At 71.8% G+C, this 13,791-nt stretch carries 14 protein-coding genes and 1 pseudogene; 11 read left to right on the top strand and 4 right to left on the bottom strand.

Translation table 11 applies throughout. The annotated features are described in order from the left end of the window. The 9 genes and pseudogenes from AOK08_RS43015 to AOK08_RS10650 form a co-directional block, all read left to right on the top strand. Positions 1-480 (top strand): annotated as a pseudogene (locus AOK08_RS43015) (helix-turn-helix domain-containing protein); the annotation flags it as partial. Positions 481-495: 15 nt separating this feature from the next. Beyond that, positions 496-1,101: a Uma2 family endonuclease gene (locus AOK08_RS10685; protein WP_055525249.1), complete on the top strand. Its 606-nt coding sequence runs from the start codon at positions 496-498 to the stop codon at positions 1,099-1,101. 52 nt (positions 1,102-1,153) lie between these two features. Beyond that, positions 1,154-2,053, top strand: a complete 900-nt coding sequence (gene mshB / locus AOK08_RS10680; RefSeq protein WP_055525248.1) for an N-acetyl-1-D-myo-inositol-2-amino-2-deoxy-alpha-D-glucopyranoside deacetylase — start codon at positions 1,154-1,156, stop codon at positions 2,051-2,053. Continuing rightward, entirely contained in the window at positions 2,050-2,481 is a 432-nt protein-coding gene (locus AOK08_RS10675) for a DUF6113 family protein (protein ID WP_055525247.1), read from the top strand. Before mshB ends, AOK08_RS10675 begins: the two co-directional genes overlap by 4 nt. A 156-nt stretch (positions 2,482-2,637) precedes the next feature. Next, positions 2,638-5,193, top strand: coding sequence for a hypothetical protein (locus tag AOK08_RS10670; RefSeq protein ID WP_055525246.1), 2,556 nt, complete (start codon positions 2,638-2,640; stop codon positions 5,191-5,193). A gap of 222 nt (positions 5,194-5,415) precedes the next feature. Continuing rightward, the gene (locus tag AOK08_RS10665; protein WP_055525245.1) at positions 5,416-6,327 is read left to right on the top strand and encodes an ABC transporter ATP-binding protein; all 912 of its coding nucleotides are present in this window, start codon (positions 5,416-5,418) and stop codon (positions 6,325-6,327) included. After that, positions 6,324-7,064, top strand: coding sequence for an ABC transporter permease (locus tag AOK08_RS10660; RefSeq protein WP_055525244.1), 741 nt, complete (start codon positions 6,324-6,326; stop codon positions 7,062-7,064). Before AOK08_RS10665 ends, AOK08_RS10660 begins: the two co-directional genes overlap by 4 nt. Beyond that, positions 7,061-8,233 (top strand): sensor histidine kinase, encoded by a 1,173-nt coding sequence (locus AOK08_RS10655; RefSeq protein WP_055525243.1) that lies wholly within the window; start codon positions 7,061-7,063, stop codon positions 8,231-8,233. The genes AOK08_RS10660 and AOK08_RS10655 overlap by 4 nt, the downstream gene beginning before the upstream one ends. Next, positions 8,230-8,847: a response regulator transcription factor gene (locus AOK08_RS10650; RefSeq protein ID WP_055525242.1), complete on the top strand. Its 618-nt coding sequence runs from the start codon at positions 8,230-8,232 to the stop codon at positions 8,845-8,847. Before AOK08_RS10655 ends, AOK08_RS10650 begins: the two co-directional genes overlap by 4 nt. A gap of 166 nt (positions 8,848-9,013) precedes the next feature. Here AOK08_RS10650 and AOK08_RS10645 read toward each other — a convergent pair whose 3' ends face one another. Beyond that, positions 9,014-9,877: a transglutaminase family protein gene (locus AOK08_RS10645; RefSeq protein ID WP_055525241.1), complete on the bottom strand. Its 864-nt coding sequence runs from the start codon at positions 9,875-9,877 to the stop codon at positions 9,014-9,016. Between the two features lie 43 nt (positions 9,878-9,920). Further along, positions 9,921-10,925, bottom strand: coding sequence for a GNAT family N-acetyltransferase (locus AOK08_RS10640; RefSeq protein WP_079053963.1), 1,005 nt, complete (start codon positions 10,923-10,925; stop codon positions 9,921-9,923). Between the two features lie 141 nt (positions 10,926-11,066). Between AOK08_RS10640 and fdxA the strand changes: the two genes are divergently transcribed. Beyond that, complete coding sequence (gene fdxA, locus AOK08_RS10635; RefSeq protein WP_003985062.1) at positions 11,067-11,387, top strand: ferredoxin; 321 nt, start codon at positions 11,067-11,069, stop codon at positions 11,385-11,387. A 141-nt stretch (positions 11,388-11,528) separates the two neighbouring features. Then, complete coding sequence (locus tag AOK08_RS10630) at positions 11,529-12,623, top strand: bifunctional succinyldiaminopimelate transaminase/glutamate-prephenate aminotransferase (protein ID WP_055525239.1); 1,095 nt, start codon at positions 11,529-11,531, stop codon at positions 12,621-12,623. Positions 12,624-12,765: 142 nt separating this feature from the next. Here the strand turns inward: AOK08_RS10630 and AOK08_RS10625 are convergent, their stop codons facing one another. Continuing rightward, on the bottom strand, positions 12,766-13,149 hold the full coding sequence (locus tag AOK08_RS10625; protein WP_055525238.1) for a hypothetical protein: 384 nt from the start codon (positions 13,147-13,149) through the stop codon (positions 12,766-12,768). 319 nt (positions 13,150-13,468) lie between these two features. Continuing rightward, a partial coding sequence (locus AOK08_RS10620; RefSeq protein ID WP_479683319.1) for a VldE C-terminal domain-containing protein occupies positions 13,469-13,791 on the bottom strand: 323 nt, incomplete at its 5' end.

The following is a 13,791-nucleotide window of genomic DNA, read 5'->3' as shown; positions in this document are numbered from 1 at the left end:
GCCTGGAGGAGCCCCGGCCCGCCCAAGAAGCGCACCCCGCGCAAACCCCTCCCCGCCGTACCGCAGCCCGCGTACAAGGGGCCGGGGCTCCTCCAGGCAGCCACCGATCTACTCGTCGGTCTTCGCCGCCTCGACCCCGACCTGTTGCTGTCCGCCTGCGACACGGCCCACCTCGCGCCCGGTGTCGCCGCCTGGCTGGAGCGGGACGTCAGCGTCACCGCCGTACGACACGCGCTGGTCAGCGACCTGCCACCCGAAGGCATGCGCCGCCCGGCCGCCTTCCTGGCGCACCGACTCGCCGCCCAGCTACCGCCCCCGGCGCCGTACCGGGCACCGGCCGGGCCGCCTGTCGTGTCCTCGGCCGTCCGGCATGTCCTCCAGAACTGCGACGGCTGCGAGCGTGCCTTCCGGTCGCCCGAGCCCGGTCGGTGCCGGGACTGTCGGTCCGGTCTGCCGGCGGCTGCCCCGGCGCAAAGGTGACGAGGAGTGAGTGCGATGGGTACCGGTCCGGACAGTGCACAGCCAAGCGGTTCCCACCGGTACCGAGCCATGCGGGACCTCGTGCGGGCGATCGACGACACCCTTCCGGGCAGATTCGAGATCACCAAGGAAGGGATCGTCCATGACCTCGTGCGGCCCAACGGGCCCCACGAACTGACCGTGGCGCTTCTCCGGAGACGCCTTGAGCAGGTCATGCCGGAGGAAGGGCTCGTGGCCCACAGCGGGGTCCCGGATGTGGAGGACGCAGCCGAAGGCGTCCTGCGTCACCCCGACGTGATGCTGATCGCCGGGACGGACATGGAGGGGGAGGGGGCGTTCGATCCCCGTACTCTCATCGCCGCGATCGAGGTCGTATCCAGCTCGAACCCGGCCAACGACTGGGTCACCAAGATGCGTGACTACCCGCTGATCGGCATCCCCGTCTACGCGATCTTCGACCCCCGCACCGGCACCGGCGCCGTCCTCACCGACATCCACCCCACCCCGGGCGGCCCCCGCTACGCCACCCGGAAGGACTTCGTCTACGGCGAGGACGTCACCATCGCCGACTGGACGATCCCGACCACCGGACTGCCGCGCTACCGGGACGATGCCTCCTGAGCGTGGCCAGGGCGCATCCGACCTGCGCCGCGCCGCCTCGTACGCTGGTCCCATGACGGAACTGCCCGACCGGCGTCTGCTTCTGGTGCACGCGCATCCCGACGACGAGTCGATCAACAACGGCGCGACCATGGCCAAGTACGCGGCCGAGGGTGCCCTGGTCACCCTGGTCACCTGCACCCTCGGGGAGCTGGGCGAGGTCATTCCGCCCGGGCTCGCGCATCTCAGTGGTGCCGCCCTCGGTGAGTACCGGTTGAGTGAGCTGGGGGCCGCCATGCGTGCCCTTGGCGTCGATGATCACCGGTTGCTCGGCGGGGCCGGGCGGTTCGGGGACTCCGGGATGATGGGGCTCGCCGACAACGACGACCCCGGCTGCTTCTGGCAGGCGGACGTCGACGAGGCCGCCGCGCACCTCGTGGAGGTGATCCTTGAGGTCCGCCCGCAGGTCGTCGTCACCTACGACCCGGACGGCGGCTACGGCCACCCCGACCACATCCAGGCCCACCGCGTCACCATGCGCGCCGTGGAACTTGCCGACGCCGCCGGCTGGAGCGTCGCAAAGGTCTATTGGAATCGGGTACCCCGACCGGTCGCCGAGGAAGGCTTCGCGCTTCTGCGGGAGGCGCTGCCCGGGTTGCCCTTCCCCAAGGCCGCTGCCATCGGCGACGTACCGGGTGTTGTGGACGCGGAACGCGTCACCACCCTCATCGACGGCACTGAGTACGCCGCCGCCAAGGCCGCCGCCATGCGTGCCCACGCCACGCAGATCGAGGTGGCCGAGCCCTGGTTCGCCCTCTCCAACCAGCAGGCCCAGCCGCTCTTCACCGATGAGTATTACGAGTTGGTGCGTGATGTGAGTGGTGAGCACGGTGCGGGTGCCGAGCGTATTGCTGTGCGTGAGATCGATCTGTTCGACGGGATCGCAGTGAGCGCGGAGGGTGGTGCGCGATGAGTGCAAACGGAAATCCCGTGCGCGGTGGTGGCGGTCTGCTGGCCCAGCCGCTTGGCGCGCCCTCCCCGGGGCGGGCGGCGGGTTACCTGGGGCTGTTCGTCCTCGGGGCCCTCGTCGGGGCCGCGGGCGCGCTTCTCCAGGCCGCCTGGTTCCCGGGCGGGCTGCTGCTCGCGCTGGGCGGAGCGGCCGGGCTGTTCCTCGGCGGGGCGCGTGCCGTCGGCACGCGCGCCGGGGCGGTCGCGCCGGTGGTCGGCTGGATGGTCGCCGTCATCCTGCTCACCGCCAGCCGCCCGGAGGGCGACTTCCTCTTCGCCGCGGGAGTCGGCTCCTACCTCTTCCTTCTTGGCGGGATGGCCGTCGCTGTGATGTGTGCCACCCTCGCCCGGACGGGGCAACCGGACGGTCCCGCCGTCCGACTTGGCAAGTGACGTACTACTTCGCCGCCGCAACCGCGTGGGGGTCCGGTGACGGTTTCTCCAGCGGTCGTGGGATACGCGCCGGACGCGGCCAGTATGGTGGTGCGCGCCGCCGAGCTGTCCGCGTGAGGTCGCGTCGGGCGGCGGAGCCAACCGGGAGAACCTGCCTTGAGTCGTGAAACTGACAGTCCGTCCTCCGGGCCCAACGGGCGCGGAGGTGCCGCCTACCCCTCGGGGACACCGCCGTACGGCACGCCCATGGCGTCCGACGGTGGTGCGGACGCGGGCCGTGCGGCCGTGGAGCCGGACGGGCCCAAGACCGAGACCACGCTGACGACCCGGATCCGGATCAACATCCCCGGATCCCGGCCGATTCCGCCGGTCGTCATGCGTACGCCCGTCGCGGAGACCGAGTCCGCCGAGGAGACCGGGTCCCATGCGCGGCCCGGCACGGGCACGGGAGGCGACGGCGGAACGCCGGGCGCGCCCGTGGCCAACGGTGCCGCCGAGCCGTCCGCCGAGTCGTCGCCCCAGCCCGGGGAGAAGACCAGCGACTGGTTCGCCCCGCGCAAGGCCGGCGCCCCCAAGGGCACACCGGGCGGCGGCGCGACCAACGGGGCCGGTCTGCCCGGCGCTTCGGGCCCTGTGGCAGTGGGTGCCCGTCCGGGCGGTCCCAACGGCACCGGCCCCGTGGGCGTCTCGCGCCCCGGCGGTCCCAACAACGGCGGTTCCACGAGCTCTTCGCGCCCCGGTCTGGGCGTCATGGGCGCCGCCGGCAACGCGGGCGGCCCCCGCGCCGCCGGTGCATCCACCAGGGGCGGCGGTACGAAGGGTGCCGGGCTCCCCGGTGCCACCGGCGCCGGTCCCGTGGCGCCGGGGCACGGTGGCGGCACCGGATCCTTCGACGTGTCCGCGCTGGCGGCCGGGGCGGCCCCGACGGCCACGTCCGGCTACCCGTCGGCCGCCAACCCCCGTACCCAGGGCCGCCCTGGCTCTGGTCCTGCTCCCGCTCCGGCTCCTGCCGCTGGTTCCGATGCTTTGGGCGGGGCTGCCGACGGCCGTGGCGAGCCGCGCATCGACGATCTGCCCTACTTCGCGGACAACGGGCAGGGCGGCGGGCAGGGCACGCAGGGTGGGCAGGTCGGGTCGGGTGGGCAGAACGGCCAGAACGGCCAGAGTGGCCCAGGTGGCCAGAACGGCTTCGGTGGGCCTCGCAACGGGTTCGGGCCCGGCCCGCAGCACGACTTCGCCGCCGACAACGACTTCACCGGGCCCCACGACTTCGGCGACTTCAGTGACTTCGGCGGCCCGAACGGGTCCAACGGTCAGAACGGCCAGAGTGGGCAGAACGGGCAGAACGGCTTCGGAGCACCCGGCGGGCCCGGTGGCCCCGGCCGACGCGGGCCCGTCGGCCCGACCGGAGGTCCCGTCACCGGAGACGGTCCGGTCGTCCCGCCCTTCCCCGGTGACGGCACGGGCGGCCTCGTCGGCGGACTCAGCGAGGACACCGCGGTCCTGACCCCGCAGAAGCACCTCCCCGACCCGGGCGCAGGCGGCTACGGCGGCTCGGTCGACAACGTCTCCAGCTCCACCCTCACCAGCGCCATGCCCGTCGTCCCGACCGACCGGAACGCCCCGTTCCCGGCGGGCGCGAACTCCCCGTTCGGGCCGGGTACGCACTCCGACGGGCCGCTGCCGCACACCCCGCCGAAGGCGCCCGAGCCGGTGTCGCCGAGCGCGCCCGCCGCTGCCGCGCCCAAGGGCAAGAAGACGAAGAAGAAGGGCCGCAGCAAGCTGACGCTGCTGTTCGTCGGTGTCGTCGCCATCGGCGGTGGCGTGTACGGCGCCGGGCTGCTGATGAACCACTCCGACGTGCCCAAGGGCACCACCGTGTTCGGCGTCGACATCGGCGGCGGCACCCGTGACGACGCCGTCAAGAAGCTCGACGCGGCCTTCGGCGCCCGGATGAACCAGGCGCTGAAGCTGTCCGTCGACGGCAGGACGGTCGAGCTCAAGCCGGACCAGGCCGGGCTCCAGTTCGACACCCAGGCCACGGTCCGGGCGGCGGCCGGCAGCGACTACAACCCGGTGTCGGTGATCGGCTCGCTCTTCGGGCAGCAGCGGGTCGTCGAACCCGTCATGCCGGTCGACGAGGAGAAGCTGGCCGCCGCGCTCAAGCTGGAGGCCGGCGGGGCCACCTCGTCGAGCGACGGCACCATCAAGTTCGAGTCCGGCAAGGCCGTCGCCGTCTACGGCAAGGCGGGCAAGGGCATCGACGCCGCCGCTGCCGCCAAGTCGGTCGAGGACGCCTACCGCGGCCAGGTGGAGAACGGCACGAGTACGCCGGTCCAGGTGCCCACCAAGGCACAGGAGCCGACGATCTCGAACGCCGAGGTCGACCGGATGATGAAGAAGTTCGCCATCCCGGCGATGTCCGCGAAGGTCACCGTCCGCGCGGACACCGGCACGGCCGAGGTGAAGTTCAGCCCGAAGAACTCCCTGTGGAAGTTCCTTCAGGTGAAGCCGGTGAACGGCACGCTCGTCGAGGCGTACGACAAGGAAGCGCTCAAGGAGCTGTACGGGTCCACGTTCAGCCAGGTGCTGATCGCTCGCGGCAACGGCAACAAGACGCCGGCCACCGTCGAGGATGTCATCGGTGCGTTGCGTCCGGCGCTGGTCAGTACGACCGACCGGGTCGGGGTCATCGTGACCGATCCGAGCTGAGCGCTCCGCAGGGTGCCTGGGTGTGCGGTTCTTTGGCCGCGGGCCCGGTGGGGGCTTGTCGCGCAGTTCCCCGCGCTCCTTAAAGGGCACGTACGTCAGTGGGGCGCCCGGAGACTTCGGGCGCCCCACCGGCGTACGGGCCCGCGTGCATGACATCTGTCATCCGCCAGTCAGGATCACCGGCACTGCCGGGCGGGCCGGGCCGGCGGAGACGATGGGTGCATGGAAACCACCCCAGTGGTCGCGTTCGACCAGGTCACCAAGAGTTATGGCGAGGTACGGGCCGTCGACGGGCTCTCGCTCACCCTCCGGCCCGGAGAGACCGTCGCCCTCCTCGGCCCGAACGGCGCCGGCAAGTCGACCACCCTTGACCTGCTCCTCGGCCTGAAGCAGCCCGACAGCGGTACGGTCCGCGTCCTCGGCCGGAGCCCCAGGGACGCCATCGTCGGCGGGCACGTCGGTGCCATGCTGCAGAGCGGCGGCCTGATGGACGAGGTCACCGTCCGCGAACTCGTGTCGCTGGTCTGCGCACTGCACCCGCGCCCCTTCCCCGTCGGCGAGGTCCTCTCCCGGGCCGGGATCACCGAGCTGGCCGACCGCAAGGTCAACAAGCTGTCCGGCGGCCAGGAACAGCGCGTCCGCTTCGCGCTCGCCACGGCCGGTGACAGCGCCCTGATCGTCCTCGACGAGCCCACGACCGGCATGGACGTCACCGCCCGCCAGGCCTTCTGGGCGACCATGCGCGAACAGGCCGACCAGGGGCGGACCGTGCTGTTCGCCACCCACTACCTGGAGGAGGCGGACGCCATAGCGGACCGCGTCCTCGTCCTGCACCGGGGCCGCCTGCTGGCCGACGGCACGGCCGCCGAGATCAAGGCGAAGGCGGGCGCCCGCCGGATCTCCTTCGACATGGAAACCGTGATTGAGGAGGCCGTGCTCCGTGCCCTGCCCTTCCTCACCGCCCTCGACGTGTCGGGCCAGACGGTCCGCATCCAGTCCTCCGACGCCGACGCGACCGTCAACGCCGTGTACGCACTCGGCCTCTACCCGCGCAACCTCGAAGTCGCCGGCCTGGGCCTTGAACAGGCGTTCGTCACCCTCACCGCCGCAGCCGAGGAGGCACGCACCTCATGAACGACCTCATCCGACTCGAGATCACCCGGGCCCTGCGCAACCGCAAGTTCCTCTTCTTCTCGGTGATCTACCCCTCCGCGCTGTTCCTGCTGATCGCGGGCAGCGCCGACTCCACCACGAAGGTCGGGGACACCGGTCTCAGCCTGCCCACCTTCTTCATGGTCTCCATGGCCTCCTTCGGCGCCCTCACGGCCGTCCTGCTGGGCAACAGCGAGCGCATCGCCAAGGAGCGCGAGAGCGGCTGGGTACGGCAACTGCGGCTGACCCCGCTGCCCGGCCGGGGCTATGTGCTCGCCAAGACGGCGGGCGCGGCCGTGAGCAGCCTCCCCTCGATCATGATCGTCTTCCTCGTTGCGGCCGCGGTGAAGGACGTACGCCTGGACGCCTGGCAGTGGCTGGCGCTGACCGGGGCGATCTGGGTCGGCAGCCTGGTCTTCGCGGCCCTGGGGGTCGCCATCGGCTATTTGGCGACCGGGGACGCGGTCCGCCCGATCACGATGATCTTCTACTTCGGCCTGTCCATGCTCGGCGGTCTCTGGATGCCCGCGACGACCTTCCCGCAATGGCTGCAGGACATCGCGAAGTGGCTTCCCACGCACGCGTACGCTGCCCTGGGGCGGTCCATCGAGCTGGGCGACGCCCCGCAGGCGAAGGATGTGGCGATCCTGGCCGTCTCGTTCGTCCTCTTCGCGGGCGGCGCGGCCTGGCTGTACCGGAAGGACACGCTGAAGGCGTGAGTACCGTCGGCATCGGGCAGCGCCCGAACACCCCCAGACGGCGGGTGATGAAGTCCCTGTGGATCGGCGTCTGGCTGTTCTACCTGGGCGCACCGGTCAGCGACCTCCTCCACGGCGGCCACAGCACGGGCGCACGCGTCCTCGGCTGGCTGGGCCTGACGGTCTTCGTCGCCTGGTACGCGGCCCTGGTCTTCCGTACGGGCCGTGGCGACACGACCCGGCTGGTGATCGCCTCCCTGGCCGTCCTCGCGGCCCAGTCGACCGTCCTGGTCCTCAGCCTCGGCCGCGAGTGGCTCGTCCTGTTCGTGTACGTGGCCAGTTCGGCCGGCGCCACCCTGCCGCTGCGCATGTCCCGCTGGGCGATCCCCGCCACGGCGGCCCTGATGACGGCCATCGCGCTGACCCTCCCCGGCGGCCACTCCTCCCTGGCCGACATCCTCGTACCCGCCCTGCTCAGTGGCGCGGCCTTGGCGGGCGTACGGCAACTCGTGCGTACGACCATCGAGTTGCGCGAGGCCCGGGCCACGGTCGCCCAGCTCGCGGCGAACGAGGAGCGCCTGCGCCTGGCGAGGGACCTGCACGACCTGCTGGGCCACTCCCTCTCCCTGATCACCCTGAAGAGCGAGCTGGCGGGCCGGATGCTCCCGGCCCACCCCGAGAAGGCGGCCCAGCAGGTCGCCGACATCGAGCAGGTGAGCCGCCAGGCCCTGGTGGACGTGCGCGAGGCGGTGAGCGGCTACCGGCGCCCCCGTCTGGCCGGTGAACTGGCGGGCGCGCAGGTCGCGTTGACGGCGGCGGGCATCACGGCCGCCCTGCCCGCCGACCCGGTCCCCACCGGCGCCGACGAGGAGGCCGAGGCCGCCCTCGCCTGGGCGCTGCGCGAGGCGGTGACGAACGTCGTACGGCACAGCGGGGCCCGGCGCTGCACGGTGGAGGTACTGGACCGGCAGACCCTGGCCGGCCCGGTCCTCGAACTGTCGGTCGAGGACGACGGCTCCGGCGGCGGCTCGCCCGCCACCCCCGGCAACGGTCTCACCGGCCTCGCGGAGCGCCTGGAGAAGGCGGGCGGCTCCCTGGAGACGGGCCGTACGAAGCACGGCTTCCGCCTGGTGGCGAGGGTGCCCGCAAGCACCGCGCCCACCCCGGCGGACGTAGGATCCCGTCCATGAGCCGCATGATCAAGGTCCTGTTGGCCGAGGACCAGTCGATGGTCCGCGAGGCGCTGGCCGCGTTGCTCGGCCTGGAGCCCGACATCGAGGTCGTGGCCCAAGTGGCGCGCGGCGACGAGGTGTTGGCGGCGGTCCGGGACCACCCCGACCTGGAAGTCGCGCTCCTGGACATCGAGATGCCGGGCGCCACGGGCATCGAGGCGGCGGCCCTGCTCCACCGCGAGTTCCCGTCCCTGAAACTGGTCGTCCTCACCACCTTCGGCCGCCCCGGCTACCTCCGCACCGCCATGGAGGCCGGCGCGGACGCCTTCCTCGTCAAGGACGCCCCGGCCGCCCAACTCGCCGAAGCGGTACGCAAAGTGCTGGCCGGGGAGCGAGTCATCGACCCCACCCTGGCGGCAGCCGCCCTGGCCGACGGCGCCAACCCCCTGACGGACCGCGAACGCGAGATCCTCCGCGCGGCAGCGAACGGCGCCACCAACGCGGAGTTGGCGTCCACTTTGCACCTGTCCCAGGGCACGGTCCGCAACTACCTCTCCACAGCCATCCAAAAACTAACGGCCAGGAATCGGACGGAGGCGGTCCGGATCGCGAGAGAAAAGGGCTGGCTGTAAGGGTCCTTCGCCGGGTCGGCATCAGGGCGACTTGTCAACAGGGGCCGCCGCCACCCACCTAGGGGCGCGGGGCTGTATCTATTTGCGGCTCCGCCGCGTGGGCGCGACCAGCCACAACGCACCCGCACCCGACAACGCACAGCACCCCCATGGCGCCAAGGCGAATTCAGTTGAGGCGAGCCCGAGCAGCCCGAGCCTGCCCCCGCATCCGCTCAGCCGACGGCAGGTCAAACGTGGACACCACCTCCGCATACCCCTCAAGCTCAGCCGCCCCCGCGAGAAACTCCCCCCGCCGCACCAGCAACTGCGCCCGCTCGTACCGCAACCGAGCCGGATGCGAAGGCAACAGCAGCGCCAACTCCACCGCCCACAGGGAGACTTCCGACCGCTCCGGCCGCGCCGCCCCCCACGCCCGCACATTGTTCAGCACCCGCAGCACCACATCCAGCGGATCCGCCGGCGCCAGCATCGACGGGTCCAGCGCCTCCCCGGTGGCCCCCGCGACCAGCAGCTCCGCGTCGCCCCCGCTCAACACCCGCCCCCCGTCGAAGGGATCGGCGAGCACCTGTTCGTCGAGCGGGCCGAACCCCACGACGAAGTGTCCGGGCAGCGCGACCCCGTGCACCGGCGCCCCCGCCCGCCGCGCGACCTCGATCCACACCACGGACAGCAGGATCGGCAACCCCCGCCGCCGTACCAGCACTTCGTGCAGCAGCGACGACTCCAGCCGCTGGTAGTCGGCGGGGCTGCCACCGAACCCGTGGCGCTCGCCCAGGAGTTCGCGCAGGGCCGTCGCCCAGGCGTGCGGCCCGCCCGGCCGGAACGGCAACTGCCCGGCCAGCCGGTCGAGTTCCATGTGGACGCCGTCGATCCCGGCGTCGTCGAGGGCCCGGTCCGCGACCGCGCCCATCAGCAGACACAGCGTCGCCAGATCGGGCCGCTCGGACCGGGCCTCCTCGGCGAACAGCCGCCGCAGCTCGGCGGAGCGTCCCGGCTCCGGAGGATTCGGCAGGGGATGAGGGAAACGCATGACAGGACCCTGACCTCTCACACCGATCGACGGACCGACCGATTCACACGGATCGATAGTGGTGGTAGGAGTGATGTGCCGCGAACCCCGTCCCCGCGTACAGCGCCCGCGCCGCCGCGTTGTCGGCCTCCACCTGAAGCCAGGCGGCCGACGCGCCCTCCTCCAGCGCTCGCTCGGCCAGCGCGGCCATCACCGCCGTAGCGAGCCCCCGCCGCCGCTGGGCGGGGTCCACCTCGACGGCGCCGAAACCGGCCCAGCGCCCGTCCACGACACACCGCCCGATGGCGGCCGGCGGCTCGCCCTCGCCGCCCGGCACGGTCGCGAACCACACCGACGGCCCGCTCCCGAGCACCCTGAGCGCCACCTCGCTCACCCCCTTGCGCTGATACCGGGAGAGCCACGCCTCGTCGGCCTCCCTCGACAGCACCACCCCGCCACCACCCGTGTCCCCCTGGTCGGCGACGGGCGCCAGCCCCCCGACCCACAGCTCGGCCGTCACCTCACGCGTCCACCCGCGCTCCTCCAGCTCCGCGCACAGCAGCTCCTGCGTGCCCTCGGCGCCGGTGGCGGTCTGGACGTAGGCGGGCAGACCGCGCTCGCCGTACCAGCGCCGTACGACGGTCAGCGCCTCGTCGAGGGGGAGGCCGGGGTCGCCGAGGGGCAGCACCGAGTTGGCCCGCCGGGTGAACCCGGAGGCCGCCCGCAGCTCCCAGTCGCCCAGCCGCTCGCTCTCCACCGGCCGCCAGGACCGCGCGGAGACCCGCGCCAGCTCCTCGTACGAGGTGGCGGGACCCCGGCGTCGCGCGGGGGCCGCCGGGACGACCTTGCCCGCCACCAGGGACGCCTCCGCGACCCGGACGCGCTCACCGTCCCGCCGTGTGATCAGAAGCACACCGGCGTTTTCGTCCCATGATGTGAGAACACCGACCGTGTCGGTGAACCTCTCCGTACCCGGAGCTTCTGCGTTCAGCCGTCGAACAGAGACACGTTTGCCCACGTCAGCAGCAGTGATGCGGACCTCAAGACGTCCTGCCGCGGAGATTTCCACAGGTCAGTTCACCCCTCCTGTATGGATCTTGCCCCGGAACGGAGATACTAGAGGTGGGCATCGACGACGCCGCGCTCCCGCGCGCCAGGTGGCGGAGCCTGAAGACGGCTCGCCCGCGCCCTATCGAGGAGGAACGACAGCGTGACCTACGTCATCGCGCAGCCTTGTGTCGACGTCAAGGACAAGGCGTGCATTGAAGAGTGCCCGGTCGACTGCATCTACGAGGGCTCCCGGTCCTTGTACATCCACCCGGACGAATGCGTCGACTGCGGCGCCTGTGAGCCGGTCTGCCCGGTCGAGGCGATCTTCTACGAGGACGACACTCCGGAGGAGTGGAAGGACTACTACAAGGCGAACGTCGAGTTCTTCGACGAGCTCGGCTCGCCCGGTGGCGCCAGCAAGCTGGGACTGATCGAGCGCGATCACCCCTTCATCGCCGCGCTCCCGCCGCAGAACGGCTGAGAGCGGCCCGCACAACCCGCGCCGCCTCGGTCCCGTACGGCACGATCACCCCGACCGTGATCGCCGTACGGGACCGAGGCGTTTGCCGTACGCGTGTACGTACCCGAAGTACCCGAAGTACCCGAAAGTGAGCCAGTCACCGTGTCCTCCGCAGTCTCCGACCGCCTCCCCACCTTCCCCTGGGACAAGCTGGAGCCGTACAAGAAGACGGCCGCCGCGCACCCGGACGGCATCGTCGACCTGTCGGTCGGCACGCCGGTCGACCCGGTCCCCGGGCTGATCCAGAAAGCGCTGGTCGACGCGGCCGACTCGCCGGGCTATCCGACGGTCTGGGGCACACCCGAACTGCGCGACGCGCTCACCTCCTGGGTCGAACGACGGCTCGGCGCCCGGGACATCACCCACCACCACGTCCTGCCGATCGTCGGCTCCAAGGAACTGGTCGCCTGGCTCCCCACCCAGCTTGGCCTGGGCCCCGGCGACCGGGTCGCGTACCCGCGCCTGGCCTACCCGACGTACGAGGTCGGCGCCCGGCTGGCCCGCGCCGAGTACGAGGTCTACGACGACCCGACCGAGCTGGACCCGGCCGGCCTGAAGCTTCTCTGGCTCAACTCGCCCTCGAACCCCACGGGCCGGGTGCTGAGCAAGGAGGAGCTGACGCGGACGGTCGCCTGGGCCCGCGAGCACGGCGTGCTGATCTTCTCCGACGAGTGCTACATCGAGCTGGGCTGGGAGGCCGACCCGGTCTCCGTGCTCCACCCGGACGTGTGCGGCGGCTCGTACGAGGGGATCGTGTCCGTCCACTCGCTCTCCAAGCGCTCCAACCTCGCCGGCTACCGCGCCGCCTTCCTCGCCGGTGACCCGGCGGTCCTCGGCCCGCTGCTGGAGATCCGCAAGCACGGCGGCATGATGACCTCGGCGCCCACCCAGGCGGCGGTCGTGGCCGCCCTCGGCGACGACATCCACGTGAGCGAGCAGCGCGATCGGTACGCGGCCCGTCGTACGGCCCTGCGCGAGGCCCTGGTGCGGCACGGCTTCCGCATCGAGCACAGCGAGGCCAGCCTCTACCTGTGGGCCACCCGGGACGAGTCCTGCTGGGACACCGTCGCCCACCTCGCCGACCTGGGCATCCTTGTCGCGCCGGGCGACTTCTACGGCACGGCGGGCGAGACGTTCGTCCGCGTGGCCCTCACGGCGACGGACGAGCGCGTGGCGGCGGCGGTCGCCCGCCTGTAGAGACGTTCGTCCGCTGTACGACTGTCAGCCGTAGGACCGTCAGCCGTACGACTGTCTGTTGAGCGGCTGTCTGCTGAGCGACGGAGGGGCCCGGGGAAGATCCCCGGGCCCCTCCGCCATCACCTGTTCACCGCTGCTCGGGTCAGCCCAGCGGCAGGCCCTGAAGGGGGAGCTGGCCGGTGCCCGGCAGGCCCTTCGTGGGCAGCGCGTCCGTCGGCAGGCCGCCCTTCGTGGCGGTCGCCGCGGTGTCGCCGACGACGTCACCGGCGTCGCCCGCCTTCGGCACGGACTTCGTGACCGCGTCGCCGCCGGCCTTGCCCGCGAGACCGGTGACGTGCTGGGTCGCGCCGTCGACGGTGTTGCCGACGTTGGCGGTGTCCAGGGCGGTCAGGCCGCCGAGGTTCGGGGTGGCGGGCAGCCCGGCGGGCGCCGCGCTGGCGGCACCGGCCGTACCGACCCCGGCTGCCGCTCCCGCCGCTACGAGCAGTGCTGCACGGGCGATCCGGCGGGTCAGGGGGAGGGACATGATGCTCCTGAGTGTCGGTTGACTCTTGATCGTCCGGACTCGGACGCAGTGACTACCGCTCGAAGGCCCCTGAAGGTTTCGGCGCGCCGACGTAAAGAGTTGGCAATGCGTCGCATTATCGGCTGCGGATAAAAACGGGCAAAAGGCGCCCGGTCCGAAAGTCGGGTGAATCCTCATGACGGGTGACAGCCCTTTGTTCGCAAGGGTTCCGACGGACAGCGCACGGATGCGGAGGCGACTCGGCGAAAACCCGCACGGAGTCCCGCCAGGACCGGCCAGGAGTAACCCTTCCGGGTGACATCCCGTACGCCTGCCCGTACTACCCGGCGGTGACGATCCGGACCACGTGTGTGTCCGCGCCCGTGCCCCTCGCGGCTTCCGTGCCCGTGGCCTTCGGCGCCGGGACCGGGCGCCACTCGCTGTCGGTGTTGCCGGCCGTCCAGCGGCGCCCCGCGTACGTGACGTTCTGGATGTGCAGCGCGGAGGAATTGGCCACCGCCCAGTGCGCCAACTGCCAGCCGCGCTGACGGACCGTCGTCCCGGCGGCGGTGTCGGTGTCCGGCGACACCGGAAGCGTCAGGGTCCGCTGCTCGACCGTCGTGCCCGTCGTGCCTGTCGATGGGGAAGAGAAGGGGGAGGGGG

The sequence above is a fragment of the Streptomyces graminilatus genome (genome assembly GCF_001418565.1).
GTDB classification, from domain to species: Bacteria; Actinomycetota; Actinomycetes; order Streptomycetales; family Streptomycetaceae; genus Streptomyces; species Streptomyces graminilatus.
Note: the sequence above shows the minus strand (reverse complement) of the source record. Positions and strands in the feature narration are given on the sequence as shown.

Bases quoted from the DNA above. Each gene is read 5' to 3' on its own strand.
- AOK08_RS10685 (WP_055525249.1), top strand. From the start codon at position 496: ATGGGTACCGGTCCGGACAGTGCACAGCCAAGCGGTTCCCACCGGTAC.
- mshB (WP_055525248.1), top strand. From the start codon at position 1,154: ATGACGGAACTGCCCGACCGGCGTCTGCTTCTGGTGCACGCGCATCCC.
- AOK08_RS10675 (WP_055525247.1), top strand. From the start codon at position 2,050: ATGAGTGCAAACGGAAATCCCGTGCGCGGTGGTGGCGGTCTGCTGGCC.
- AOK08_RS10665 (WP_055525245.1), top strand. From the start codon at position 5,416: ATGGAAACCACCCCAGTGGTCGCGTTCGACCAGGTCACCAAGAGTTAT.
- AOK08_RS10660 (WP_055525244.1), top strand. From the start codon at position 6,324: ATGAACGACCTCATCCGACTCGAGATCACCCGGGCCCTGCGCAACCGC.
- AOK08_RS10650 (WP_055525242.1), top strand. From the start codon at position 8,230: ATGAGCCGCATGATCAAGGTCCTGTTGGCCGAGGACCAGTCGATGGTC.
- AOK08_RS10645 (WP_055525241.1), bottom strand. From the start codon at position 9,877: ATGCGTTTCCCTCATCCCCTGCCGAATCCTCCGGAGCCGGGACGCTCC.
- AOK08_RS10625 (WP_055525238.1), bottom strand. From the start codon at position 13,149: ATGTCCCTCCCCCTGACCCGCCGGATCGCCCGTGCAGCACTGCTCGTA.